Origin of the sequence: Chryseobacterium jejuense (assembly GCF_900100075.1) — a bacterium.
Lineage (GTDB): Bacteria > Bacteroidota > Bacteroidia > Flavobacteriales > Weeksellaceae > Chryseobacterium > Chryseobacterium jejuense.
Genome location: NZ_FNEG01000004.1, coordinates 618,209 through 642,374 on the forward strand (window position 1 = coordinate 618,209; position 24,166 = coordinate 642,374).

Consider the following 24,166-nt stretch of genomic DNA (forward strand, 5'->3'; position numbering starts at 1 on the left):
GACAGGAAACAATCAATAATAAAACTCTACTATTTTTCTCTAATAATCTTCCCATTTTTATACAGAAATATCATTTCACATTTCGTCTGTCTGTCAGCATTAAAAATAAATATCTTTTTAGGATCAATACCATTTATTTCAGACAGCATTCTACATTCCCAGTTGTTATAAAAGATAGGTTCTCTAAGGATAAAATGTGGATTGGTTTTCAGTTCTGTGAACATATCATACCTCAAACAAACTACTCCATTTTCAATCTTTTCAGCTTTTAACGTTTTGCTCAGTTCATTAAACATTTTATCATTAAACCGGCTGGCATAGATCCAGGCATTTTTCACACTCATATTAGTGGTAAGTAAAAGGAAAGCAAGTCCTGCAAAAAGGGAACTGATTGTTTTATTTCCCAACTTCAGCTTAAAGGACAAATAAATGATTCCTGAAATAACAAAGAGTGTATAAAAAAGCCTGATGGCTCCAAGACTTCGGTTATCAAAGCCAAAAAGTGTCGGAATATAGGATGAAACATAAAAAACGCTTACTGCAAGTACTATTGATATAAGAGAAATCAACCCTATGCTTTTAATGTCTTTTAATTTACTTTTAAAATCATAGCCGGAGAAGACTTTATAGATAACTGAAGACATTATCAAAGCCAAAACTATTTCTACAATATGAAGATTTTTAAGATTTATTAATCCTTTATATGTTCCTACAAAAATATCTTTGAAAAATAATTTTGCTGTAAAAATGGTCACCTGCACTACTCTTTTCAATTCGAAAATTTTCCCGACTTCATCTCTTTGGTAAGAATGAGCAAATATTGCCGGCTGAATGACTTTTCTGAAAAGAACAATTGATCCAATAGTGAGCAACAGAAAAATAATTCTTTTTTTACTTTCCTTGATTAAATAAAGATTTAGCAAAATCAATGGCAGAAAAATCTCATAGCTTAATATTGAAAGTATAAAAAACAGAGCACTGAACAGAATGTTTTTACGAACATAGACATAGTAGATGCTCAGACTAAAAAATATTGTTGCCAGGTTTGAATTCAGCATGATTGGAGAAAACTGAATACTTGTGCCGATTAAAGAGCATGAATACAGCAAAGTGATAAGACTCGCCAATTCTTTTGACAGAATCTTTTGTACCACCCAATAAACAGCAAGCAATGAAAGTGGAAAAAACAGTATTCCTAAAAGATAAATGGACTCATTATACTTTGAAAGAAAAACCAAAGTTCCTGTGATAAATCCAGATACCGGCCTTGCGGCCATATTGGAAGAATCAAGGTAGGAATAAATATAACTAAAATAAGGCTTAGAAATATGCCTGGCGTTATAAGCTTCTTTTAAGTCATCTGCTACAATGATCTTTTCTGTGAAAACAGAAAGCCATATATAAATATTGTAAACAACGATCAGGATATTCAGAAATATCAGATATATATTGTTTAATTTTTTTCCCATATTATTTTTTCAAAATTTGTGGTGAAAATTAAATTCTCACAAACTTCAAAAATAATAGAAATCTGTCAATAATAAAAGAGTTGCTATGATATTAAATTGCCACGGGAGCCTTAATTCCCGGATGTGGATCATAGTTTTCTAAGGTAAAGTCTTCAAAATCGAAATCGAAGATATTTTTAACATCAGGATTTAGTTTCATCGTAGGAAGTGCCCTAGTTTCTCTTGAAAGCTGTCTGTTCACCTGTTCAAAGTGGTTATTGTAAATGTGAACATCTCCAAAACTATGAACATAATCTCCTACTTCAAGATCACAAACCTGTGCTACCATCATCAATAACAATGCATAACTTGCAATATTGAAAGGAACACCTAGGAAGACATCTGCACTTCTCTGATATAACTGCAATGATAATTTCCCGTCTGCTGCATAAAACTGGAATAATGCATGACAAGGTGCCAAAGCCATATTTGGAATTTCAGCAACATTCCAGGCGGAAACAATCAGCCTTCTGGAATCCGGATTCTTTTTGATCTGATCTATTACTTCTGTGATCTGATCTACAATTTTTCCGTCTGCTCCGTTCCAGCTTCTCCACTGTGCTCCGTAAACAGGTCCTAAATCACCATTTTCATTGGCCCATTCATCCCAGATACTTACTCCGTTATCTTTAAGGTATTGGATATTAGTATCCCCTTTCAGGAACCAAAGCAATTCATAGATAATGGATTTTAAATGCACTTTTTTAGTGGTTACCAATGGAAAGCCTTTTGACAGATCATATCTTAACTGATATCCGAACACACTTCTGGTTCCGGTTCCGGTTCTATCGGTTTTATCAGTTCCATTGTCTAAAATATGTTGTAAAAGATCCAGGTAATTTTGCATTTTGAAAAGGAATTTATGGGTCAAATTTAGTAAAAAAAAAGCACCCAGCCTATGGATGCTTTTTATAAGATGTATATCTGTTTTCTATTAAACCAGTGTATATGCTACACTTTCAAGTTATTAGAACAACAGAAGAATTATAATACGGAAACGCTAATTTTTTCATTATTTCCATTGATTGACTTCAGTTGGCCATATCTGTTTTTATCAATGAATTTATCATTTGAATAATCCAGTCTCACTGGGCCAAATTTGATAAGTTTTTGAAATTTACTTTCATCAATAATATCTTTTGTTCCATAATCAATAGAAATATCACCTATCGTTTTCAGTTTTCCCAATCTGCTGTTATCAATAACATCATTTGACCAGTAATCTACGGTAAGATTTCCAATTTTCTTTACCTTACCAGCTTTCTCGCTGGTAAAAGCAGAATCTTCCCAATAGTCTACAGAAATATTACCTATACTTTTCAGTTTTCCAGCTTTCTCGCTTGTAAATGCGGAATCATCCCAGTAATCTACTTTAACATTCCCTATACTCTTAAGCTTTCCATATTTAATTTTATCAAAAATCTGATTATCATAGTATTCAAATTTACCATTGAGATCGGGAGCATTAAAATCGGAAATTGATCCGTCCGCATTAAGGGTAATTACAAAACCATCTACCGTAAGCTTTACCGTTTCCAGATCATATGTTCTTGAGGAAACTGTGGCACGAACTTGTGCATTGATCACCAAGCTGCCTAGTAAAAAGGCTAAGAGAAGTAAATTTTTAAATTTCATAGTATTAAAGATTGATTTACCAAATATGTTCAATATCCTGATTGATATTGTTGATGGTAAATGTCTCTCCCATTTTCTTGCCAAACATAGCCTTTACTAAGGGAGATTCTGCAGAAACTGTCATAATCTTTTGATTTTCAAAAAGAATTTCTCCCATGGAAGCAGAAACATAAAATAATCCCTTATTGGTTTTCACCAAAGCCCCATTTTGAACTTTCTCAGAAGGATCAGAAGTTATTTTTTGCAAAATTGCCTGTTGGTTCAATACTTCATTAAGTTGTCTCTGCAGATTATTGATTTCCTGTTGCAACATTTCCCTACCGGTTTCGTACTTATCTCCCATTGAACTTTTAGTGTCATTATTGGAAGCACGGGTTTCTGCAATCAGATTTCCGAAATACTGAATTTTGTCTGCTAACTTAGCTTTAACTATGTCTATTATTTCTTGTTTGTTCATTGTAATGCTGGAATATTTTATTGTGGACGGAGAAAACCACCCCATCAAAATCATAGATTTTGACACCCCTCCAGCGGAGGGGAATATAGTACCATTTAAAAACGGGTTGTTGAAGTTTTATAATTTCCGAGCCCAATTATTTTATTTTTCAAATACAGCGTAGTCTGAAATTTTGAAATTAAAATCTTTGCCTTCATCAAAGTTTCTTTTCGTTTTTTCAAAAATATTTCTGAAAGTTCCTGATAGATTTCCGTCTTCAATACTAAAGTCTACAGGTTCTTTTGACATGTTTAAAACAACCAGGACTTCATCTTTCCCATTTTTTCTTACGTAGGCTAGAATTTTGTCACTAGCAGTTGTATTCAATAAATAAGTGGTCACACTCGGATCCCCACCTCTTAAAGCAGGATTAAAAGCTTTAAGATCTAATAATGTTTTATAGAAATCGGCCACCTGATAGGTTTTGGTCCATTTAATCGGGTCTTTCTCAAAAAATTCCAGTCTCTTCATATTGGGAAGTTCCTGACCTGAGTACAATAACGGAACCCCATTCCATGTAGCGGAGAATACGGCCATAGGTTTTGTAATGACTGCGTATTTTTCATATTCTGTACCATTCCATGAATTTTCATCATGATTAGCCGTAAACCAGGCTCTCATTGACTTGTCTCCGATTTTGGAATATTGCACCAATAAGTCCTTCAACTCCTGAAGCGGCTCATTCTTTTTATAATAATCTGCTGATTTATGCATCCATTTCCAGGAATAGCTGGCATCGAAAACTTTTCCATATTCCGGACTTTCCAACTCATCAAATTCTCCCAGCCAAAAAAGTGGTTTTACTTTTTCTACTTCCGGACGTGCCTGTTCCCAGAAATCAACTTCCACCCATGAAGCAAGATCACATCTAAAGCCATCAATGTCAGTTTCTGTTATCCAGAATTTCATAGCATCAATCATAGCCTGACGCATTTCCTGATTTTTGTAATCCAGTTCAATAATATCATCCATTCCGGAAGCAATGTGGAATTTTCCATCCGGATCTTTCAGGTAAAATTCAGGATGAGTTTTGGTCCAGACATGATCCCAACCGGTATGATTGGCTACCCAATCTATAATCACTTTGAAACCCAATCTGTGAGCTTCATTCACCATCGATTTAAAATCCTCCATGGTTCCGAATTCAGGATTGATAGAGGTATAATCTGAGGCAGCATAAGGACTTCCCATGCTTCCTTTTTTATTTTGCTGAGCAATTGGAGTGATAGGCATAAACCATAGGGTTCTTACTCCCATCGCTTTCAGGCGGGGCATTTCTTTTGCAAATGCTTTAAAAGTTCCTTCCTGAGTATATTGTCTGATATTTACTTCGTAGATATTGGTATTGTGTTTCCATTCTTTTGGCAGTTCTGTCATCCTCTTTGTATTTTTTTGAATGGTACAGGAAACAATTCCCAGACCAATTATGGCTAATAAAATTAATTTCTTCATTAATCTATTTTTAACAAAAGTAAGGATTGTTTTTCAGGGAAAAAGGCAGAAATGGAAAATTACAAGTGTTCATTTTGAAATAATACAGGTTATTAAAACAATTGGCATATGGCAAATTTTCCGTTATCTAAAATTAACAGGTTGATTGGAGTAAAACCACAAAAATAATTGAACCATTAAGATTTTTAAGAGGATAAGAAATGGTAAGGGAACAGCTAAAGCTATTGATTAAGCTGTATCCTAAATTCATCTTTGATGAAACTTAACTTATAATCTTCATTTTTCTTAAGGGTTTAAGTTTATGCTGTTTTTTGACGCAAAGTTTTTAATAAGTTCTTGTTCTATTTTTAGGGAGCAAAGCATGGAATCAATTTCATTGATTCTTTCTAAGCGGATGTGAATTGTATATCTTGATATAATATAGGCTTTCGTTTAATAAAAAAGCCCCGGACTAATAATCCGGGGCTGTATTTTTTATGTATCTACATCTTATCTTTCATCATCATTGTCTTCTTCATCATCAAAGACATCATCGTTGTAGTCCTCTTCTTCGTCATCATCGAAGCTGTCATCTTCATCTGAAAAGTTTCCACCTGTTCCGAAATCATCTTCAAAGCTAAAATCATCATCCATAAGAGGCATTGCTGATTTCTTTTTACCTCCTCCAGTGTTTCCACTTTTGCTAGGCGCTTTCAAAGGAACATTTCCAAATCTGAAAACTGTAATAGGATAAGTAACTCCTTTTTTCTCGTCAATGATTTCTACAAGTTCACAATAAAACTCCCAAAGATCAAGAAGTCCATATTGAAACTGTGCTTTGTCCCCAACATTTTCAAAGGCTTCATCAATGTACACATCTGACATAATCTCGCCATCACCATCATCACTCATATCTTCGAGTGGGACATTTTTTACGATTGTTCCATCACTCTCTAACAGATTAAAAGCAGAAAGCTCTTCTCCTTGCAGATTGAACGCACTCTTAATTCCTAAATGTAAATTCCATAATGTTTGTTTTCCCTTAACTTCAATATCACGGAAAATATCCTCTTTCGCATCTAATATTACGCGGATTTTGTAAACCATATCAGTTTCTTAAATTACTTTTTTGCCTTTATAATTATGATAAATCTCTGGTGCAAATATATAATAAATGACATGTGACAAAAAAATATTTCAGGATTTTTTAAAATATTTTTTTTTCTTACATTTTGCCGAAGTTATTTACTTTTTTCGAGCATAAAACTGAACTTCGTTCCTTCAAGATACACACTTTCTACAGTAATGTTTTCGTTATGAGCTTCAAGGATATGCTTTACGATGGCCAATCCTAATCCGGAACCGCCTTCCCTTCTGCTTCTGCTGGTTTCTACACGGTAAAAACGTTCGAAGATTCTTGGAAGAATTTCAGATTTTATTCCCATTCCGTTATCAATGACTTCAATCAATACTTTATTTTTTAAAACACTGGTCTTAACAATCACTTTTGCTTCCTGTCTGTTGGCATAGTGAATGGCATTGGATATAAGGTTAATAAATACCTGGGAAATCTTTTGTTTATCGGCCTCTACAAAAATTTGTGGGTGTAAAGTCTGGATCTGTAATGTGGTATTATGTTTTTCAGCTTCAAATTCAAGAAGTTCAAAAATTTCCTTGATCAGAAGATTGACATCAAATTTGGAAACGGTAAGGTTAATTTCTCCTGCTTCAAGCCTGTTAATCATATCAAGATCTGTAACAATGGCAATAAGCCTTTCTACAGATTTATCAATTCTTTCCAGGTATTTATCACGAATGGTAAGATTATCCACACCTCCATCTCTTAAGGTTTCTACATAACCCTGAATAGAAAACAATGGCGTTTTAAGCTCATGAGAAACGTTACCGATGTATTCTTTACGATAACTTTCCATTTCCTTCATCATATCAATTTCGGTAGCCCTCTGCTGATTAAGGTCCGAAAATCTTTCTCCCAGTTCTTTAATGGTTATATTTTCATCATTATCATGAACCATTTCCTGAGGAAGAATCCCGGAAAGTCCCTTTACCTGCTTTCTTCCGTAGTAATTGAAGAGAAGTTCCAATACTACACAGTTGATAATAAAGATAAGAACAATACAGATTAAAAGACCCGTCTTGAATAAAGGGGTCTCATAATAGATATCTTTAAGTGAATCGAAAACGACCACTAGAAACAGCATCACCAATGTCAACAGACAAGAGGCGACAAGCGTAAGCCTGTAAAATTTCAATTTTACAAAGTTTTAATAATTGTACGTAAAAAATAAGGTATTTAAAGAGTTAAACGATAAGTTTATACCCAATCCCTTTTAAAGTCTGAATTGTATTAATTCCTAACTTTTCTCTTAATCTTCTGATGTGAACATCAATAGTTCTTTCTCCTACAATGACATCATTACCCCAAACTTTCTCAAGAATTTCTTCTCTTTTGAAAACTTTTTCAGTATTGGACGCTAAAAGATAAAGTAAGTCAAATTCTTTTTTAGGAAGAAGAAACTGCTGTCCGCTCTTGGAAACTCTGAAGTTATCTTTATCAATGATAAGATCACCAATTTCGATTAATTTAGCATTATCAGAAACCTGAGAGGTTAATTGTAATAGTGCATTTACTTTAGAGATCAGAATTTTCGGTTTAATCAGCTTTACAACATAGTCGTTAGCTCCTGCCTGGAATCCCGCCAACTGAGAGAATTCTTCGCTTCTTGCAGAAAGAAAAACAATAAGTGTCTTTTGAAGTTCTTTTACTTTACGAAGTTCCTGACAGGTTTCAATACCATCTTTTTCAGGCATCATTACATCCAGTAGAATCAGATCCGGAACAATTTCCTTTGCTTTTTCTATTCCTTCATTACCATTGGTAGCTGTATAGATATCATATCCTTCTTTTTCTAAATTGTAAGACAGAATCTCTAAAATGTCCAGTTCGTCGTCTATTAAGAGTATTTTCTTTTGACTCATTTCAAATTTTTACTGTTTCAAAGTTAATCATTTTTGAATGATAGATTAATAAATTAGTTATCGTTCATATAAAGTTAACAATAATACCCTTTTCTTAATGTTTAGTTAAGAAAAAATTAAATTTTACTAAACCATTTACCCCATCAAACTTTTATTCCTTTGCACCGAAAGAAATCTAGTAATAAAGCAAGTAAAGAGAATGAAAATTAATAAACTTAGCATTGCAGTCTTATTTTTATCCGGATCTGTATTTTACGCGCAGGAAACGAAGCGGGATACATTAGCAAAGGAGAAAAAAATTGAAGGCGTAGTAATCCAAGGAAGCAGCAATAAGAAAACTGAAACTGCGGTATTAGGAGAACAGAAAAAAGCGATTATTCAAAAACAGGCTGTGAGTGCTGAAGAGATTTCCAGAAAAGGGATCTCCAATGTAGAGCAAGGACTTACGAAAGTAACAGGGATCACTACAGTAGAAGGAAGAGGTCTTTTTGTAAGAGGTCTTGAAGAGCGATACAACTATTTATTAATTAACGGTCTTGGTTCACCATCTAATAACCCTTTCCAAAAGATTATTGCATTAAAGCAGTTTCCAACGGATGTTGTAGGTAAACTCAACATCTATAAGACTTTCAACTCCAACCTTTACGGAGATTTTGCAGGGGCAACTTTTGATATTGAAACCCTTACGATTGACAAGCCTTTTACAAAGGTAGAATTCAGTGTAGGAGTAAATACATTGAGTACTTTCAGAGATAACTTTAAAGTGGCTGAGGGGGCAGATGGAATGAATGGGTATATTGGATTGAATTCTAGGGATAGAAAACTGCCAAACGAGATTAGAAATGCAAGACCTAGTACATATAATTTCAGTAAAGATCAATCCCTTAATTCTTTTAAAGATTCCTGGAATGTTAATAATGTAAAATCACTTCCAAACACAAGTATTGGCTTTACTACAGTACAAAAAGTAAAGGCAGGAGAAACAGGAACTTTGGGTGTTTTGTTTTCTTTAAATCAAGGTTCGAAGTTTACATATAAAGAAGGAGCAAATAACCAGTATAGATCTCAAGGGGAAACAGATATTATTTTTAATAATAATCTAAATAGAAAACAGTATGTCTATGAAACAGAATCATCTATTTTATTAGGATTAGGATATAAAAATAAAGGAACAAACATTAACTTAAATGCCATTTATTTACAGAATTCTGCCAATATTATTGAAGACAATTTCGGTTATAAAGATCAAAAAATACAGAATAAAGATGATGGTTTCTTTAGAACCAATCAATTAGATATATCTAGATTTTTAGATCTACAATTAACTGCTTCTCAAAAGATCAATGATAGAAATCAAGTAAAAGGAGGAATTAGTTATGTAATCAATAATTATAGTCAACCAGACAGAAAGATTTTTGATGGTAACCAGATTAACCTAAAAACCCTACAGAAATTACCTGATGGACAGCTCTATTTAAGATACGGATCTAATAACTTAATTCGTCAGTATCTTGATGTTGATTCAAGATTTTATGGTTCTGCATTTGCTGAATATTCGTTATCACTAGGAGAAAAAGGTGATAAAAAGGAATATCCTTTACAAATTGCCTTTGGATATAATGGATTTACCGATTTTAGAAAAAATTCTTATCGTTATGTTTTTGGTTATCCTAATGATATTACAAATACCGATGTAATTATTGATATTGATAAACCTGATGCAATGTTTAATCAATCAATTGCAAATGGACAAGTACATTATAGAGAAGGTAGTGATGTATCACAATACTATTCCAGCATATATCAAATAATAAATGGAGGTTATGTTAATATCAATTACAAACCCAATGAGACTTGGGATATTTTGCTAGGAGCAAGATATGAAAAGGATATGACACTAATTCGTTATTATGATACTCCTAGTGCGTCTGAAAAAACAAATCTTGATAAAACAAGAGATCTTTTCTTACCATCTTTATCCGTAAAGAAATCATTGAATAGCAAGAATAATTTAAGATTTTCCTTCAGTAAAACTGTTACCAGACCTATTTTGATTGAAACAATGCCTATTGAATATATCAGCCCAGATAATGTTTCTATTATAGGTAACCAGTTTATTAAATCTAGTGACAATTATAATGTTGATTTAAAATGGGAATATTTCCCTACCAATAAGGAAATGTTTGCTATAAATGCTTTTGCTAAAAGAATTAATAATCCTATAGAACGTTCCTTAGCTCCATCTGCAAATGCTACTGGTACAACAATTACTTTCTACAATGCTGAAAAAGCAGAACTTTTTGGGGTTGAACTAGAAGGAATTTTGAGTTTAAGTAGAATATCTGAGTCTTTACGCAATTTCACTTTTGGAGCAAATGCAACTTTTATGTATTCAAATGTTGAAAGGAGTGAGCAACAATACAAAACAGAAAAGCCTTATTGGATAACAGATCGTTCTAATTTGCATAAAAGAGGTTTACAAGGTGCTTCACCATATACAATTAATGCTGATTTAAAATATGAGCATAAAAACAAAAAAAATCTTAGTCAGATAGTATCATTAGTTTATAATGTATCTGGAAGTAAAATTTATGCTACAGGAGGAAATGGTACTGATAATTATTATGAAAAGCCATTCCACCAGCTAGATTTAGTGTATCAAAATCAATTAACAAAAAACTGGAATGTAAAGTTTGCCGTACAAAATATTCTTAACAACAAATACAGAGTATTAATAGGTGATAAAAACTATGCTCCATTAAATACTAATGGAAATAATGTTCTTACAGATTATTATAGAGGTGTAAATTTCAATTTAACTGTAGGATATACATTCTAATAATTCAATAAAAAATAAAAATAAAGTATAAAAATGAAAAGAAGAGTTTTATCATTACTATCGTTAACAGCCGTGTTAACATTAGCCTTAAATTCATGTACTATCGAGGTAAATGATGGCTTAGGAGACGGTACTACAGTTACTACTCCTGGAACAACTGAAAGTGTTTTAAGCGGAAGCGGAACCTTATCGGGAACAATTAGAAAAGATATTTTAATAAAAAAAGGAAATTATACGTTAGATGGTGTTGTAAAAGTAACTAACAATGCAACAATCACTATAGAAGCAGGAGCTACATTCAATGTTGTATCATCAAAAACAAGTGGTCTAGTAATTCTTCAAGATGGTAAAATTAATGCTGTAGGTACAGCTTCAGAACCAATTGTATTTACAACCTCTACCAAAACACCTGGAGACTGGGGAGGAATTACTCTATATGGAAATGCACCAATTAAGGCTGTAAATGGAAATGCACAGGCTCTTTCTGAAGATGGAAATAATGTTTATTATGGAGGAACAGATCCAAATTCTAATTCTGGAACAATGAAGTTTGTTCGTGTAGAATATGCTGGAAGAAAAATTGGGGATGGTACATCTGAAACTAACTCAATGACATTTTACGCTGTAGGAGCAGGAACAACTTTAGAAAATCTTGTTACGTACAAAGGAACGGATGATGGATATGAATTCTTCGGAGGAACAGTAAGTGCCAAAAATATTATTTCCTATGGTAATTATGATGATTCATTTGATTGGCAGGATGCTTGGAGTGGACAAAACAACACAAATTGGTATGCGTTCCAAACCGGTATAGGAAACTTCGGTATGGAAATCGAAGCTTCTGGTAATGCAGATAATACAGCTCCAAAAATTTCAAATATTACTTTAATCAGAGATAACAATACAAATCCTGAAGCTGCGAATTCTCCTGAAATTTCAGCAATTCAGTTTAAAAAACATGGGACAGGTATTTTCTCAAATGTTTACATCAGTGGTTATAAAAATATTGGAACTCAAAAGGCTTATGCAGTATTAATCCAAGATGATGCAACAAATACAAGCCAAGTAGCTACAGGAAAAGTAAAAGTAGAGCCTCTTACTTACCTTAATTCAGATAATCCTTTAGTTTGGGGATATGCTCAAACAAATGGTGGTAAAACTTTTACAAATACAGCAACTGTTACAAAAGTTTCTCTAGTACCAGGAGCTTGGACTACTGTAGACGGAGTAAATCTTTTAGCAGCTTTACAATAACTAGTTTCTTCATTTCAAATAAAAAAAACCATCAGAATTTTCTGATGGTTTTTTTATTATTATATGATGGTATATTAAACCTTAGTATTCATAGTTGTTCGTGAGTATTACCCGTCTTATTTTATGTCTAACTGGCTGGGTAAAAGCTTTATTATTTTTAGTTTTCAATAGAGTCTTAACAATGTTCTGATTTAATACATCCATTTCAACAATAAAATCTAAATATAAATCTAACCAATAGTTTCGCTGATGTTCAATTAATTCTTCAAGGATTAACCGGATCGGAAAAATATCCGATAGTAAAACATGGTTTGTTTGAATTACCGTTTTGAGTTGTGGAACTACAGTTTCTATATTTTCAAAAATGATATAAAACGGAACTCCATAAAAGGAACCTAAAGTAACTTCTCTTATTATTCCTTTATGGATAATCTTCCACTTCTCTCCCAAGTAATAACACTCATATTCCTGTTCCAGGATATTAATTATTCTCTTTTCCATTCTATATCAAAAATTGAAATGCATATTAATGACAAATCAATTATTCCACTTTACTTCTGACAGTTCATTTTCTGCGTGCTTCATTGCTTCGTTAGAGGATAAAAAAGGAACAATAGCGCCTCTGGATGAAATATTACCAAATTCATTGAGCCAGTAATCCCCAAAGTGTAAATAATAAACAAGACCTGCAGAATTTAAATAAGGCTCACCTTCACTGTACCCTTCTTCATAAAACTGGTCCCAATCCTGCTCCACTATGATTACTTTCTCAAAATGCGTCCCAGCATATCTCCAGCTTCCTTCTTTTATTATTTTCTGCATTATTTTATTTGTTGGGAGTAACTACTTAAACAACTTATCATATCAATATTTATTTATATGAAAGGGATACTAAAATTTCATCATGCTTTAAATTCATCTGATGATTAAAAATACGATCGTCTAATCCCCACTTATTAATTCCTATCAATAAACTATAAGCCACGATATAAGATTTTTCTTTATTGGATTCTATTTCAAAAATTTTCCCTTCATATAAATCAAATTTTTCTTTTAAATCTGATCTGAGATTTTCTCTTTCTACAACAGAAATTGATATAGAATCCCATGTGGTTTTTAAATCCATGTACTCTACAAATGAAAACTCGAGGTCAATATTAAAGGATGTTTCTTCTGAATAGTCTTCCATATCATCATATTGCATAACGCTTCTTATTAACAAGGAACTATGGCTTACAGTATATGCCCAGATTTTGAATTTTCTGTTTGAACAAAATATCATAATAAAATCATTATTTAAAATTCACGAACAAGAATCTTAATCCCTCCAATCAATATATTCTTGCTCACTTTTTATCTCTATTGAAATTTTGTAATTATTTTTTATAATGTGTAGATACCAATCATCAGGTAAGACCACATCAAAACCCAGCACATACTCAGCTAAATCTTCCGGCCATATCCAAAAACCATCAGTTAGTAATAAAAATTCTCCATACCTGTCAGTATTATTAAAAAATATATGGGGAAAATTAAATTTACTGGATGCTGCAACAATTCCACCTGAATTCAGATAATTAACCAACTTATCTTTATCATATGACTCATTTATTAGCTTATTTCTATAAGAGTTTATTGAAGGTGAATCACTATAGTGACTTCCATACTCTTTCCAAAATCCGAATTCTTTATACACGGTTCATTACTTTTTCAATGGACTAAATTTAATCATTTCCATTCACGTTTAGCAGCTCTTCATCTCATAAATATTCATTATCCCAAACAAAAACAACCACCGGAAAACTCCGGTGGCTGATTCACAAAAAACAAGTGTATAAAAAATATATACTACGTAAATTTTAATTTCTCCAGAACAGATTCCCGTTGTGCATCAGGGCTTCTATGGTAGATATTCTGGAAACTGCTTCTGCTGAACATGAAGCATCTGCAAGAACAATAGCGGCTTCATCGCCGGCTTTAGGCCATTGCTGATTTCCTTTATCATCCAAAGGAAGAATACTTTGAGTAGCAAATTGTAAGGCTCTTGATAGTGCAAATTCAGTGGCATAACCATACAGTTCTGCAATCAGATTGGCTTTCTGCAACATACTTCCGGATCCAAAAGTACTCCAGAAATCCTGTACATTATCATTCCCGATCAGAACATTTACCCCATGCTTTTTCATAGTTGGGATCGGCATGATGGTCTTTTTAAACGGTACGGAAGAAGCAATTCCTACTTTTCCGGCAGCCAGTCTTTCTGAGATTTCTTCTGCTTCTTTTGGAGAAAGGTGAGCCAGCGCAAAAGCATGACTTACAAAAGTTTTTCCCTGAAGCGCAGGGTTTTCAATCGCTTTATCAATCAGATAGTTGATCGTCTTCATTCCAGACTCTCCTACTTCATGTAAGTGAATATCAATTCCTTTATTATGATCCAACGCCAATTGTACGGTGAAGTCCATTACTTTTTCGATGCTTCCATCAAGGCTAAATGGGTCTACTCCACCAATAAAAGCAACACTTTTTAATTTTGCAGCTTCTTTCATTAAAGGAGCTGACTCTGTATAATACACCCCATGCTGTGGAAAAGCAACCAGTTCGGCATTAAAGGAATCTTTTTTATTTTGAAGCGCCTGCTCCAAGTTCTCCAATGATTTTAATCCTGAAGTAGGATCAATATTGAAATGCGTTCTTGCAAAGTGAGCTCCGTAATGCTGTAACAGGCTAATCAATTGCTCTGCTCTGTCCACTGAGGTTTTCAACAGCTCAGGAATGATTTCCTGTTCATAGGCGATCATATCCTTTACCGTTTTTCTTTTTGGAGAAAGTGCCTGCCAAGGGAGACCATACCATGTTTTATCCAAATGAACATGCATATCCCTTAAAGCAGGAAGCATCAGATATCCTTTGGCATCAATAGCTTTGGAAGCAGGATCATTGGCTTTTACTGATTTAATTTTTCCGTCTTCAATTTCGATACTGAAAAGGTCTGTTTTTGTTCCGATAACCTCTTCATTTTCGTATTCAAAACCTGTTTCCAGGCGTACATTTTTAAGGGAATAGTTTCCTTTTGCTGTTAATTGATAGGGAAATTGCATGTTTTAATATTTTAACCCTACAAAATTACACCAGGTTCTTCTGAAAACCGGTGTATCAATTATGTCTTGTTTTGTATAAATTATTCCTTAAATTGGGACGGAGTCATTCCTGTTTGCATTTTGAAGAATTTTGAAAAACTAGCATGGTCATAAAATCCAAGATCATACACAATATCCTTTACAGACATTTCCGAAACTTTCAAAAGACGCTTCGCTTCCAGCAAAATACGATCCTGAATAAGAGATGACGCTGAAGCATTGAGATTCTTTTTACAGACAATATTCAGATAATTAGCAGAAATATTCAGCTTATCAGCATAAAAGGAAACAGATCTTTCGGTTCTGAAATGTTCGTCAATCAAATGTAAAAATTTAGAGATAATCGGGTTTGAATTATATACTTCAAAATCCTTAAAGGCTCCTTCCACCGTTTGGCTAACCAATAAACCGATCAGCTCACTTCTCTTTTGAATCAGTTCCCAAAAAACTTTTTCACTCTTCAACTCTTTCTGGATGGCCTGGAATTCATACAGAAATGTTTTAAAAACCTCATCAGAAAGATTAATTACGGGATGGTTCTGATAATAAGAAGCAGAAAATCTCAGTGATGGCAAAAAACTTTCAAACCAATCCCTGCTAATCATTAATTGATAGCCTACCGTTTCTTTTTCAATCACCCATTGATGCACCTGATCCGGAAAAACAAGATGAATCTGATGATCTTTCACCTCATATTTCGTAAAATCTATGGTATGGGAACCTACTCCGTGTTCAAAAAGATTGATGATAAAAAAATCATGTTTATGGGGATCATCAATAGAGCGTGCCCCGTAGAGTTCATTAAACAGCAAATTGCAGCCTTTAAGCTGGTTCTCGCTAAACTCCTGAATCCCTAAAATGGGAAAATGATCTGTATGATAACTCACGCTACCTGAATTTCTCTTAAAATTAATAAAATTTACGAGAGAAAAAATTAAAATAGCCACAAAAGAAACAAATGCTTTCAATCATTCTCCTCCAAACTACTGCTTCTCCCCTTTTCTTCAACATAGAGAATGATTTTGAATTCAACTCTGTTTAAAAAAAATTACTTTTAAAACAGAATAATAAAAACATTTGTAACCTTTGTGGCTAAAACACCAACTCAATTATATATCTACATTTTCTACTTATTAATGTTGGAAAATCGCAAAGGCGCGAAGGTTTTATCTATGATGCTGTTTTTAAGGCGCAAGGATTTTATCTCCGATAAAATTGAATGCTGCTGATTGTACGGTAACAATCATCCTGGCCTTTACAATTTTTATGATTTTAAAATCATAGCAATTTCTTTAAACCCTAATGATTCTGCATGTTGCAAAGGGGTTTTACCTGCATGATCTGGAATCGTGAGATCTGCACCATTGTCTTTTAGAATCTGTACAACTTCCTGATATTTCTGGCTTCCATCTCCAAGAATTACAGCTTCCATTAAAGCCGTCCATCCTAATTTATTCACATGATTAATCGGAAAGCCTTTTGCCTTAACCAATACTTTCACAGTTTCTACATGTCCGCGTTCACAGGCAGGAATCAAAGCAGTTCCGTTATAACGATTGAACAAATCAAAACGAGCTCCATTTTCCAGGTATAATTTCACCAATTCTGTCTGCCCACTTGCTCCGGCGTATAAAAACGCACTGTCTAACTGATCATCCTGAAGATTAACATCTGCTTTATGGGTCAACAGGAGCTTAGCCATTTCGGTTAGTTTCTCAACGGTCGCAATCAGCAATAAAGAACGTCCTTTTCGGTCTCGAGTATTCACATCCGTCCCACTTTCCAGAGCAAATTTTACCGCAGACAGATCATTTTTCTTTACCTGACTGATGATGTCTTTTTCCTGCATAATTTCTTCGTTTGGAAAATCACCAGATTTCTCCTGACAGGCACTCAGACTTCCGAATGCCAAAAGAAATACCAATATTTTCTTCATTTTAAATTGAATTTAAAAAACTACATTTCCCTGATATACTAATGATTCTACATTAGAGATTCTTGATACCGCTTCCGCAGAACAGCTAGCATCCAACAAAACAAAATCAGCTTCGTCACCTGTCTTAGGCCATTGTTGAGTTCCTTTATCATCTAGTGGAAGGATATTTCCTGTTGCCAGTTTTAAACTTCTTGATAATAAAAACTCTGTTGAATATCCATACAACTGCGCCATTAAATTGGCTTTCTGAAGTACACTTCCCGTTCCAAAAGTATTCCAGTGGTCTACAATACTATCATTTCCTGTAAGTACCGTTACATTATGTTTATATAGTGTTGGAATTGGCATAATCAGTCTTCCGAAAGGGATTGTGGAAACAACTCCGATCTGTGATTCTGCCAGCTTTTCAGCAATGTCTTCTTGTTTTGCTTCATCTAATTTTGCCAGTATAAAACAATGGCTCAAGTATGTTTTGCCTTTTAAAGAAGGGTTTTCATTTACTTTTTTAATAAGATATTCTACTGTCTTCAATCCGGAATCTCCAGTTTCATGCAGGTGAATATCTATTCCTTTCTTGTTATCTAAAGCTAACTGAACAGTGAAGTCCATTACTTTTTCAATATTGCCATCTACATTGAAAGGATCTACTCCACCAATAAAATCAATATCCATTTTTGCAGCCTCCTTCAGGTAAGGCGCTGAATCTGTATAGAACACTCCGTGTTGCGGAAAGGCCACCAATTCTGCCCCGAAACTTTTCTTTTTATTATCTAAAGCTTTTTGTAAATTCTTTAATGATTGAAGTTTTGAAGTAGGCTCAATATTGACGTGACTTCTCGCAAAGGATGTTCCTTTTGATTGCAATAATTCAATCATTTTTTCAGCCTTGAATGTTGAATTCTTCAGCATTTCCGGAAGCATTTTCTGCTCCAGCTCTATCATTCCTTTTACCCCGCCCGTTCTTTTTCTTACTGCCTGCCATTTATCTCCATAAAAAGTTTTATCCAAATGGATGTGCATGTCTTTAAATGCAGGAAGCATCAATAATCCTCTAGCATCTATAGCTTTTGCATTGGGTTGATTCGGAGCTATCTTAACAATTTTTCCGTTTTCCACTTCTACATAAAACAGATCTGTCTTTGTAGCAGAAACATCGTCTCCATCATATTCAAAACCGGTTTCCAGACGAACATTTTTAAGGCTCAACTTTCCTTTTGCTGAAGTATTTTTCTGATCCAAAAATGGTGACGCTGTCATGATATTCGGTATTAAAGTTAATCCGGCCATTGCCAATGCTGAATTTCTGATAAAATCCTTGCGGGACATATTATTGTCTGAAGTCTTCATTTCCAATCTATTTATGACAAAATTAAAAAGAAGTGTTCTGAACAAAGTGTATGGTTTATTACAAAATCTGTATCATTTATACTTTTTTATCATTGTAATAAAAATTCTTACAATAATACATTATCTATTGTTTTCTCAACGAAATAATTCCTTATACATATACTATTGAATTACAAATCAGTCTGTTTCACGTATTTCCCGTAATAAAACATGAACTTTATTTTTTTTGTATAATTTATATTTGTAAGAAAAAAATATGAAGAAATTGATTAGTTTGATTTTAATAGGTACAGCACCTATTTTATTTGCTCAAGTAGGTATTAATACTGAAAATCCTAAAGCAACCCTGGATATTACTTCAAAAAAAAATGCTTCAATAATTGAAGGGTTGTTACCCCCAAGATTAACCCGTGCAGAACTTACAGAGAAAGGAAATACTTTATATGGAGCAGAACAGGATGGCGCCATAATATACATTAATGATGCTTCAGGAGGTAACCAACAAAGCCAGAGAGAATATATTGAAGGTAAAGGTCTTTATATTTTTGATGCGGAAGCTTCCAACAAAGAAGGAAGATGGATGTGTTTATATTGTTACGCTGTTCTTTAATCAATTTACAAATAAAAAAGGAGACTGGATTTTAAATTTACCTTTGAAAAAATATATGAAAAAAATTATTAGTTGTTTTTTTATGGCTGCATCGTCGGTTGTATTTGCACAAACAGGCATTAATACTGAAACTCCTAAAGCAACCCTGGATGTTACCGCTAAAAAAGATATTCTGACTATTGACGGGCTTCTTCCTCCAAGATTAACCCGTGCAGAACTTACAGAAAAAGGAAATACTTTATATGGAATGGAACAGGATGGTGTCATCATCTATATTAATGATGCTTCCGGAGGAGACAGACAAAGTCAAAGAGAATATATTGAAAGTAAAGGACTCTATATTTTTGATGCTGAAGCAGCTAATAAAGAAGGCCGATGGATGTGCTTATTCTGCTATGGTTTAGCTTAAAATAAATGTAGTGAATAATAACAAAAAAGAGACTGCCTTTCAGGACAGTCTCTTTTAATTTTATTGATTAGAATATTCAAATTTTCTTACGGCTTCCAGTGTCATATCAATTTCTTTTTCTTTGATAGCATCACTGATGAAATAGGTTTCATATCCGCTTGGTGGCAGATATACTCCATTCTGAAGCATCTGGTGGAAGAAATTATTGAACAATGAATGGTTCGCTTCCTGCGCCTCATCAAAGTTAGAAACTCTGTTGGTATGGAAGAACACAGACATCATAGAACCTTTTCTGTTGATCTTATGGGCAATTCCTTTTTCATTTAAAATCTTCCCAATTTCAAGATCCAAAGTTTGCGTGGTTTTGCTTAGTCTGTTGAAGAATTCAGAATCATTTTTAATCAGCTGAAGTGTTTTTAATCCGGCTCTCATTGCCAATGGATTTCCACTTAATGTTCCAGCCTGGTATACACCTCCTTTTGGAGCCAGATGATCCATAATTTCGTTTCTTCCGGCAAAAGCACCTACTGGTAATCCACCTCCGATTACTTTTCCGTACGTTACAAGATCAGCTTTTACATTGAAAAGCTCCTGTGCGCCTCCGAATGCTAATCTGAAACCTGTCATTACCTCATCAAAAATCAATAAAGCACCATTTTCATCACAGATCTTTCTTAGGTTTTGTAAGAAATCATTCTCAGGTAATACACAACCCATATTTCCAGCCACAGGCTCTATAATTACGGCTGCAATTTCACCTTGGTTATGACGGAAAAGATCTTCTACCTGCTCAAAATCATTGTAACGAGCCAATAAAGTATCTTTTGCTGTACCTTCAGTTACTCCTGGAGAATTTGGATTTCCGAAAGTTGCCGCTCCACTTCCCGCTTTAATCAGGAATGAATCTGAATGCCCGTGGTAACAACCCTCGAATTTTACGATTTTATCTCTTCCTGTAAATCCTCTAGCCAGTCTTACCGCACTCATACATGCTTCTGTTCCCGAAGAAACCATTCTGATCTGATCGATATTCGGAACGTTTTCAACGATGAACTTGGCAATTTCAGTTTCCAGCTCTGTAGGAGCTCCGAAAGAGAATCCTTTTTCAGCCTGAATTTTCAGTTCTTCCAATACTTCAGGATGCGTGTGTCCTAAAATAGCAGGTCCCCACGAGTTGATGTAATCGATATACGTGTTATCATCAGCATCAGTAAGGTAAGCACCTTTTGCTGATTTCATAAATACAGGAACACCTCCCACTGATTTGAATGCTCTCACCGGAGAATTTACTCCTCCCGGAATGTATTTGTAGGCTTCATCAAACAAAGCCGAACTTCTTTGATACTTCATTTTTTATTTTTTATTGTTTAACCCTCAAAGTAAAGGGTACCATCTTCTCCTGCATAGTTTTTCTCCCCATTAATTATTGTATAGTACAGCTGAAAAGGATTACCATTTTTCCAAAGCTGCATAGCCGGTTCAAATTTACCATCTAATACTTTATTATTGGGAAGAATTGTTTTAAAAATTAAATTATTCTGATGATTGGGATCAACTTTTGAAAGATATACCAACTTATGGACATCTACCAAGCTAATTGTATTATATTCATTAGGATAAATCTCTTTTGAATTTACATCTACAAGTCCCATTAAATTCGAAGTATTCACTGTAAAAACATAAGGATTCCCTCTATAATACCCCCAATCTGTATGTGCCAGATCCGGTGTATTTAAAAATATTTTTTTCAGTTCAGGAATGTAAATTCCAATATCTGTATTGGCAGATGCTATTTCTATAAAACCTCTCTTGAAAGTTAGCTCATACTGGTCATTATCAAAGGGCTTCAACATTTTAATATCTTCATCACTAAGATCATCCCAGCTTAATACAGCTTCCTTGATATCTCCTCTGTAAAACGGCTCTATTTCTCCCCATCCTCTATCATTGATAGGATAGATAGGATGTTTTTCACGCTGAATATATTCTTCCAGACGCATTTTTGTTTTCATAGAATAGTAATAATAACTCCATCTATCAAAAACCAAGAATCTATCACCCACTACAGCTATCGGCTCATCCGAAATAAATGGCATAATAACTGTTGAGTTAGGACCAATGATTCCAAATTTACCATTCTGTTCTGTATGAAAACCTTTGGCTGATTCATCATACCAGCTTATACTATTGTACTGCGGCTGTACTGTAATAAATTTATAGGTATCACAAAGTCCCCAAACTTTACCCTTTCTGTAAGGAATATAATTTTGTTCCTGAGAAAATACTACACATGACATGAACATCAAAAATATCCAGAGATACTTAGAAATCATATTAAATATTTTCATGGGAGGTAAAGGATATTAATTTCTAGGTTTCTTATCAATCAGATAAATAAGCTGTCCTGCAGATGGCTGTTGTCCCTCATCCATTCTGTTTTTAGCGTATAGTTTATGCAATTTGATTCCGAATTTCTGCGCAATAGCATGCATATCTTCTCCTGACATTGCTTTATAAGTTGCTGTATTTCCTGAGGAGTTTTTAGATTCAAGAAAGACGATATCATTTTTCTTCAATGTTTCATTTTCCAGCTCATTCCACTTCATAAGACGGCTTTCGCTGACCCTGAATTTATTAGCAATGAATCTTACATCAGTGTCTTCAGGAATGACAATATATTTCAGCCCATCATTCGGATGACTTTTGATAAGAATGGAATTCAGAATCTCAGCTTTTGTTTTGATTCTCTCCACTCTTTTTTGCTGCTGTGCGTAAGAAGTCTGCTTATAAGGAACTTCTACAGTCACCGGTTCTTTGACTTTTTTTGTTGCTTTTCCAGGCTCCAGTTGTGCCATGAAAGTTCTGTCGTCTTTCAGATCCGGGTACATTTTAAGAACAGCATACAACACTTCATTAGAATTGGTGTTGTCGTATTCGTATAGTTTATACTTTTCAATTTTAGTGATTAAGATGGATGCATAACGTGGATTAGTGGCATATCCGGCTTTTTTCAATCCGGTTGCCCACGCTCTGTAATCCTTCATATCTAAATTGAAAAGATTTGCGTAATATTTTCTGGTGGATAAAAATATAGAATGATCTTCGTAAGACTGTCTTGGATCATCATATACACGGAAACATTCATTAGGAGCATCGTCCGTATGTTTCATCGTTTTACCCGTCCAGTCTTCTTTACATTTTATTCCGAAGTGGTTTTTACCTTCTTGTGCTAATCTGCTTTGCCCGCCTCCTGTTTCAAGAAGTCCCTGAGCAAGAGTAATAGAAGCCGGAATTTTATATTTTTCCATTTCCTCTACTGCATATTTAGCAAATTTCTGAATGTACTGATCTTCGGTTGCCCAGCCTTGGGCAGAAAATTTTGATAAAACTAAAAGGCTTATGGCTAGAAAAAGTCTTTTCATGTTTTTCAATTTTACTTATATAATTAAATTTCTATTCTGTTTTTCTAAAAGCAAATTAGCTCCCTCAATCCCCTGTAATCCACCAGTATGAAAGCACAATATTCTGCTGTTTTCAGGAAAGTAGCCTTCTTCAATAAGTTCAAAAACTTTCTGCATCATCTTTCCTGTATAAATCGGTTCCAGAGGAATCTCGTATTTCTCTTTGAAATCATTGATAAAACGGATATTTTCATCACTTATTTTACCATAACCTCCAAAACATGAATCTATTAGATTAAAATTCTGTTTCAAAGTTAATTCAAAAATTTTATTTTCAAGTGAAGCATCGTCAACGACCTTAAATCCTATAACTTTCTGATTTTCTTCACAAAATTTTGAAATTCCGGCAATGGTTCCTCCTGTTCCAACTGCGGTGCAAAGATAGTCAAAATCTTTTGTTTGCTCATTGAGCATCATTTTTACCCCTTCCACGGCTTCTTCATTGGTTCCTCCTTCCGGAACTACCAATGCCTCTGGAAACTCTTGCTGCAGGAATTCCGTTAGTTTTTCTTTATGACGGTATTCTTCCCGAGTGACAAATTTCAGGTTCATTCCATTTCTTTTCGCAAAAAGTAAAGTAGGATTATCACGCCATTTGTGTTGCAACTCTTCTCCTCTGATAATTCCCAGCGTTGGAATGCCAGCCAGATTTCCAACCGCAGCCACCGCAGCAATATGATTGGAGAAAGCTCCTCCAAATGTAATGATATATGGCTTATCCGGATTTCCTTCCAGATAACGATTAACATTGTAAAATAGTTTCCAGTATTTATTACCGGAAATCTGAGGATGAATAAGGTCTTCTCTCTTGATGCAGAGCTTTATATTTTTATGAATCAGGATTTCCTGAATGGGAATAGGTTCTGTAGGGAATTGTAATAGCATTTTAGTTTTTTGGACTACTCATGGTTTATTGGGCACAAAAATACTAAAAGATTAATTAGTAGATTTTTGAGTGATGACCACAGATTTTTTGCCATAAAGGCGGGTTGCTTTTAATCACAGATGACCTTTAGATTTACAAAAGGATTTAGTTATAAATTAGATAATAATTAAATTCTGAAGAACCAGAGAAAATAAAGTGAACTAAACAGATTTCCAGA

24 protein-coding genes are annotated in these 24,166 nt (G+C 34.1%); 4 read left to right on the top strand and 20 right to left on the bottom strand.

The annotated features are described in order from the left end of the window. Window positions 1–29 precede the first annotated feature (29 nt). The 8 genes from BLS98_RS14975 to BLS98_RS15015 all read right to left on the bottom strand — a co-directional run bounded on the left by BLS98_RS14975 (window position 30) and on the right by BLS98_RS15015 (window position 8,070). Window positions 30–1,469 carry a hypothetical protein gene (locus BLS98_RS14975; protein ID WP_089737296.1) on the bottom strand — a complete coding sequence of 480 codons (1,440 nt, stop codon included), beginning with the start codon at window positions 1,467–1,469 and terminating at the stop codon, window positions 30–32. A 91-nt stretch (window positions 1,470–1,560) separates the two neighbouring features. After that, window positions 1,561–2,355 carry a thymidylate synthase gene (locus tag BLS98_RS14980; RefSeq protein ID WP_089737297.1) on the bottom strand — a complete coding sequence of 265 codons (795 nt, stop codon included), beginning with the start codon at window positions 2,353–2,355 and terminating at the stop codon, window positions 1,561–1,563. Window positions 2,356–2,492: 137 nt separating this feature from the next. After that, a complete protein-coding gene (locus tag BLS98_RS14985; protein ID WP_089737298.1) occupies window positions 2,493–3,143 on the bottom strand; it encodes a hypothetical protein in 651 nt (216 codons plus the stop codon). A gap of 16 nt (window positions 3,144–3,159) precedes the next feature. Beyond that, window positions 3,160–3,600 (bottom strand): hypothetical protein, encoded by a 441-nt coding sequence (locus BLS98_RS14990; RefSeq protein WP_089737299.1) that lies wholly within the window; start codon window positions 3,598–3,600, stop codon window positions 3,160–3,162. A gap of 141 nt (window positions 3,601–3,741) precedes the next feature. Next, window positions 3,742–5,091 (bottom strand): alpha-amylase family glycosyl hydrolase, encoded by a 1,350-nt coding sequence (locus tag BLS98_RS15000; protein ID WP_089737301.1) that lies wholly within the window; start codon window positions 5,089–5,091, stop codon window positions 3,742–3,744. 489 nt (window positions 5,092–5,580) lie between these two features. Then, the gene (locus BLS98_RS15005; protein WP_089737302.1) at window positions 5,581–6,177 is read right to left on the bottom strand and encodes an IS1096 element passenger TnpR family protein; all 597 of its coding nucleotides are present in this window, start codon (window positions 6,175–6,177) and stop codon (window positions 5,581–5,583) included. A 134-nt stretch (window positions 6,178–6,311) separates the two neighbouring features. After that, on the bottom strand, window positions 6,312–7,343 hold the full coding sequence (locus BLS98_RS15010) for a sensor histidine kinase (protein ID WP_089737303.1): 1,032 nt from the start codon (window positions 7,341–7,343) through the stop codon (window positions 6,312–6,314). Between the two features lie 49 nt (window positions 7,344–7,392). Next, window positions 7,393–8,070, bottom strand: coding sequence for a response regulator (locus tag BLS98_RS15015; RefSeq protein WP_089737304.1), 678 nt, complete (start codon window positions 8,068–8,070; stop codon window positions 7,393–7,395). 199 nt (window positions 8,071–8,269) lie between these two features. Between BLS98_RS15015 and BLS98_RS15020 the strand changes: the two genes are divergently transcribed. Next, window positions 8,270–10,909: a TonB-dependent receptor plug domain-containing protein gene (locus BLS98_RS15020; protein ID WP_089737305.1), complete on the top strand. Its 2,640-nt coding sequence runs from the start codon at window positions 8,270–8,272 to the stop codon at window positions 10,907–10,909. 33 nt (window positions 10,910–10,942) lie between these two features. Further along, the gene (locus tag BLS98_RS15025) at window positions 10,943–12,163 is read left to right on the top strand and encodes a hypothetical protein (protein WP_089737306.1); all 1,221 of its coding nucleotides are present in this window, start codon (window positions 10,943–10,945) and stop codon (window positions 12,161–12,163) included. 81 nt (window positions 12,164–12,244) lie between these two features. On the opposite strand, the gene BLS98_RS15030 is transcribed toward BLS98_RS15025, so the two are convergent. From BLS98_RS15030 to BLS98_RS15065, 8 genes are all read right to left on the bottom strand, one after another. Next, complete coding sequence (locus BLS98_RS15030; protein WP_089737307.1) at window positions 12,245–12,664, bottom strand: hypothetical protein; 420 nt, start codon at window positions 12,662–12,664, stop codon at window positions 12,245–12,247. 36 nt (window positions 12,665–12,700) lie between these two features. Further along, a complete protein-coding gene (locus tag BLS98_RS15035) occupies window positions 12,701–12,985 on the bottom strand; it encodes a hypothetical protein (RefSeq protein ID WP_089737308.1) in 285 nt (94 codons plus the stop codon). Window positions 12,986–13,034: 49 nt separating this feature from the next. After that, window positions 13,035–13,352 carry a hypothetical protein gene (locus BLS98_RS15040; RefSeq protein WP_139166133.1) on the bottom strand — a complete coding sequence of 106 codons (318 nt, stop codon included), beginning with the start codon at window positions 13,350–13,352 and terminating at the stop codon, window positions 13,035–13,037. Window positions 13,353–13,481: 129 nt separating this feature from the next. Further along, complete coding sequence (locus BLS98_RS15045) at window positions 13,482–13,859, bottom strand: hypothetical protein (RefSeq protein WP_089737310.1); 378 nt, start codon at window positions 13,857–13,859, stop codon at window positions 13,482–13,484. 163 nt (window positions 13,860–14,022) lie between these two features. Then, a complete protein-coding gene (locus BLS98_RS15050; RefSeq protein WP_089737311.1) occupies window positions 14,023–15,261 on the bottom strand; it encodes an amidohydrolase in 1,239 nt (412 codons plus the stop codon). A gap of 80 nt (window positions 15,262–15,341) precedes the next feature. Beyond that, window positions 15,342–16,187, bottom strand: coding sequence for a helix-turn-helix domain-containing protein (locus tag BLS98_RS15055; protein ID WP_089737353.1), 846 nt, complete (start codon window positions 16,185–16,187; stop codon window positions 15,342–15,344). A 377-nt stretch (window positions 16,188–16,564) separates the two neighbouring features. Then, window positions 16,565–17,236: an ankyrin repeat domain-containing protein gene (locus BLS98_RS15060; protein WP_089737312.1), complete on the bottom strand. Its 672-nt coding sequence runs from the start codon at window positions 17,234–17,236 to the stop codon at window positions 16,565–16,567. A 12-nt stretch (window positions 17,237–17,248) separates the two neighbouring features. Beyond that, window positions 17,249–18,583 (bottom strand): amidohydrolase, encoded by a 1,335-nt coding sequence (locus BLS98_RS15065; RefSeq protein WP_089737313.1) that lies wholly within the window; start codon window positions 18,581–18,583, stop codon window positions 17,249–17,251. Window positions 18,584–18,839: 256 nt separating this feature from the next. Here BLS98_RS15065 and BLS98_RS15070 point away from each other — a divergent pair, with 256 nt between their 5' ends. Together BLS98_RS15070 and BLS98_RS15075 are read left to right on the top strand one after the other, a co-directional pair. After that, the gene (locus BLS98_RS15070) at window positions 18,840–19,193 is read left to right on the top strand and encodes a hypothetical protein (RefSeq protein WP_089737314.1); all 354 of its coding nucleotides are present in this window, start codon (window positions 18,840–18,842) and stop codon (window positions 19,191–19,193) included. A 55-nt stretch (window positions 19,194–19,248) separates the two neighbouring features. Beyond that, window positions 19,249–19,602 (top strand): hypothetical protein, encoded by a 354-nt coding sequence (locus BLS98_RS15075; protein ID WP_089737315.1) that lies wholly within the window; start codon window positions 19,249–19,251, stop codon window positions 19,600–19,602. Window positions 19,603–19,662: 60 nt separating this feature from the next. Here BLS98_RS15075 and hemL read toward each other — a convergent pair whose 3' ends face one another. Genes hemL through BLS98_RS15095 form a run of 4 tightly spaced genes read right to left on the bottom strand, consistent with a single transcriptional unit; the run spans window position 19,663 to window position 23,948 of the window. Then, a complete protein-coding gene (gene hemL, locus BLS98_RS15080) occupies window positions 19,663–20,952 on the bottom strand; it encodes a glutamate-1-semialdehyde 2,1-aminomutase (protein WP_089737316.1) in 1,290 nt (429 codons plus the stop codon). A gap of 17 nt (window positions 20,953–20,969) precedes the next feature. Further along, window positions 20,970–21,935 (bottom strand): hypothetical protein, encoded by a 966-nt coding sequence (locus tag BLS98_RS15085; protein WP_139166134.1) that lies wholly within the window; start codon window positions 21,933–21,935, stop codon window positions 20,970–20,972. 30 nt (window positions 21,936–21,965) lie between these two features. Further along, complete coding sequence (locus BLS98_RS15090) at window positions 21,966–23,024, bottom strand: glucosaminidase domain-containing protein (RefSeq protein WP_089737318.1); 1,059 nt, start codon at window positions 23,022–23,024, stop codon at window positions 21,966–21,968. Window positions 23,025–23,039: 15 nt separating this feature from the next. Beyond that, window positions 23,040–23,948 (bottom strand): 1-aminocyclopropane-1-carboxylate deaminase/D-cysteine desulfhydrase, encoded by a 909-nt coding sequence (locus BLS98_RS15095; RefSeq protein ID WP_089737319.1) that lies wholly within the window; start codon window positions 23,946–23,948, stop codon window positions 23,040–23,042. Window positions 23,949–24,166 lie beyond the last annotated feature (218 nt).

What these genes read in the sequence shown, in the direction of transcription:
- BLS98_RS15040 (WP_139166133.1), bottom strand. Translation starts at nt 13,352, where the DNA reads ATGGAAGACTATTCAGAAGAAACATCCTTTAATATTGACCTCGAGTTT.
- BLS98_RS15085 (WP_139166134.1), bottom strand. Translation starts at nt 21,935, where the DNA reads ATGATTTCTAAGTATCTCTGGATATTTTTGATGTTCATGTCATGTGTA.
- BLS98_RS15005 (WP_089737302.1), bottom strand. Translation starts at nt 6,177, where the DNA reads ATGGTTTACAAAATCCGCGTAATATTAGATGCGAAAGAGGATATTTTC.
- BLS98_RS15050 (WP_089737311.1), bottom strand. Translation starts at nt 15,261, where the DNA reads ATGCAATTTCCCTATCAATTAACAGCAAAAGGAAACTATTCCCTTAAA.
- BLS98_RS15090 (WP_089737318.1), bottom strand. Translation starts at nt 23,024, where the DNA reads ATGAAAAGACTTTTTCTAGCCATAAGCCTTTTAGTTTTATCAAAATTT.
- BLS98_RS15070 (WP_089737314.1), top strand. Translation starts at nt 18,840, where the DNA reads ATGAAGAAATTGATTAGTTTGATTTTAATAGGTACAGCACCTATTTTA.
- BLS98_RS15065 (WP_089737313.1), bottom strand. Translation starts at nt 18,583, where the DNA reads ATGAAGACTTCAGACAATAATATGTCCCGCAAGGATTTTATCAGAAAT.
- hemL (WP_089737316.1), bottom strand. Translation starts at nt 20,952, where the DNA reads ATGAAGTATCAAAGAAGTTCGGCTTTGTTTGATGAAGCCTACAAATAC.
- BLS98_RS15035 (WP_089737308.1), bottom strand. Translation starts at nt 12,985, where the DNA reads ATGCAGAAAATAATAAAAGAAGGAAGCTGGAGATATGCTGGGACGCAT.
- BLS98_RS15075 (WP_089737315.1), top strand. Translation starts at nt 19,249, where the DNA reads ATGAAAAAAATTATTAGTTGTTTTTTTATGGCTGCATCGTCGGTTGTA.
- BLS98_RS15015 (WP_089737304.1), bottom strand. Translation starts at nt 8,070, where the DNA reads ATGAGTCAAAAGAAAATACTCTTAATAGACGACGAACTGGACATTTTA.
- BLS98_RS15060 (WP_089737312.1), bottom strand. Translation starts at nt 17,236, where the DNA reads ATGAAGAAAATATTGGTATTTCTTTTGGCATTCGGAAGTCTGAGTGCC.
- BLS98_RS14980 (WP_089737297.1), bottom strand. Translation starts at nt 2,355, where the DNA reads ATGCAAAATTACCTGGATCTTTTACAACATATTTTAGACAATGGAACT.
- BLS98_RS14975 (WP_089737296.1), bottom strand. Translation starts at nt 1,469, where the DNA reads ATGGGAAAAAAATTAAACAATATATATCTGATATTTCTGAATATCCTG.
- BLS98_RS15025 (WP_089737306.1), top strand. Translation starts at nt 10,943, where the DNA reads ATGAAAAGAAGAGTTTTATCATTACTATCGTTAACAGCCGTGTTAACA.
- BLS98_RS14990 (WP_089737299.1), bottom strand. Translation starts at nt 3,600, where the DNA reads ATGAACAAACAAGAAATAATAGACATAGTTAAAGCTAAGTTAGCAGAC.
- BLS98_RS14985 (WP_089737298.1), bottom strand. Translation starts at nt 3,143, where the DNA reads ATGAAATTTAAAAATTTACTTCTCTTAGCCTTTTTACTAGGCAGCTTG.
- BLS98_RS15000 (WP_089737301.1), bottom strand. Translation starts at nt 5,091, where the DNA reads ATGAAGAAATTAATTTTATTAGCCATAATTGGTCTGGGAATTGTTTCC.
- BLS98_RS15095 (WP_089737319.1), bottom strand. Translation starts at nt 23,948, where the DNA reads ATGCTATTACAATTCCCTACAGAACCTATTCCCATTCAGGAAATCCTG.
- BLS98_RS15030 (WP_089737307.1), bottom strand. Translation starts at nt 12,664, where the DNA reads ATGGAAAAGAGAATAATTAATATCCTGGAACAGGAATATGAGTGTTAT.
- BLS98_RS15020 (WP_089737305.1), top strand. Translation starts at nt 8,270, where the DNA reads ATGAAAATTAATAAACTTAGCATTGCAGTCTTATTTTTATCCGGATCT.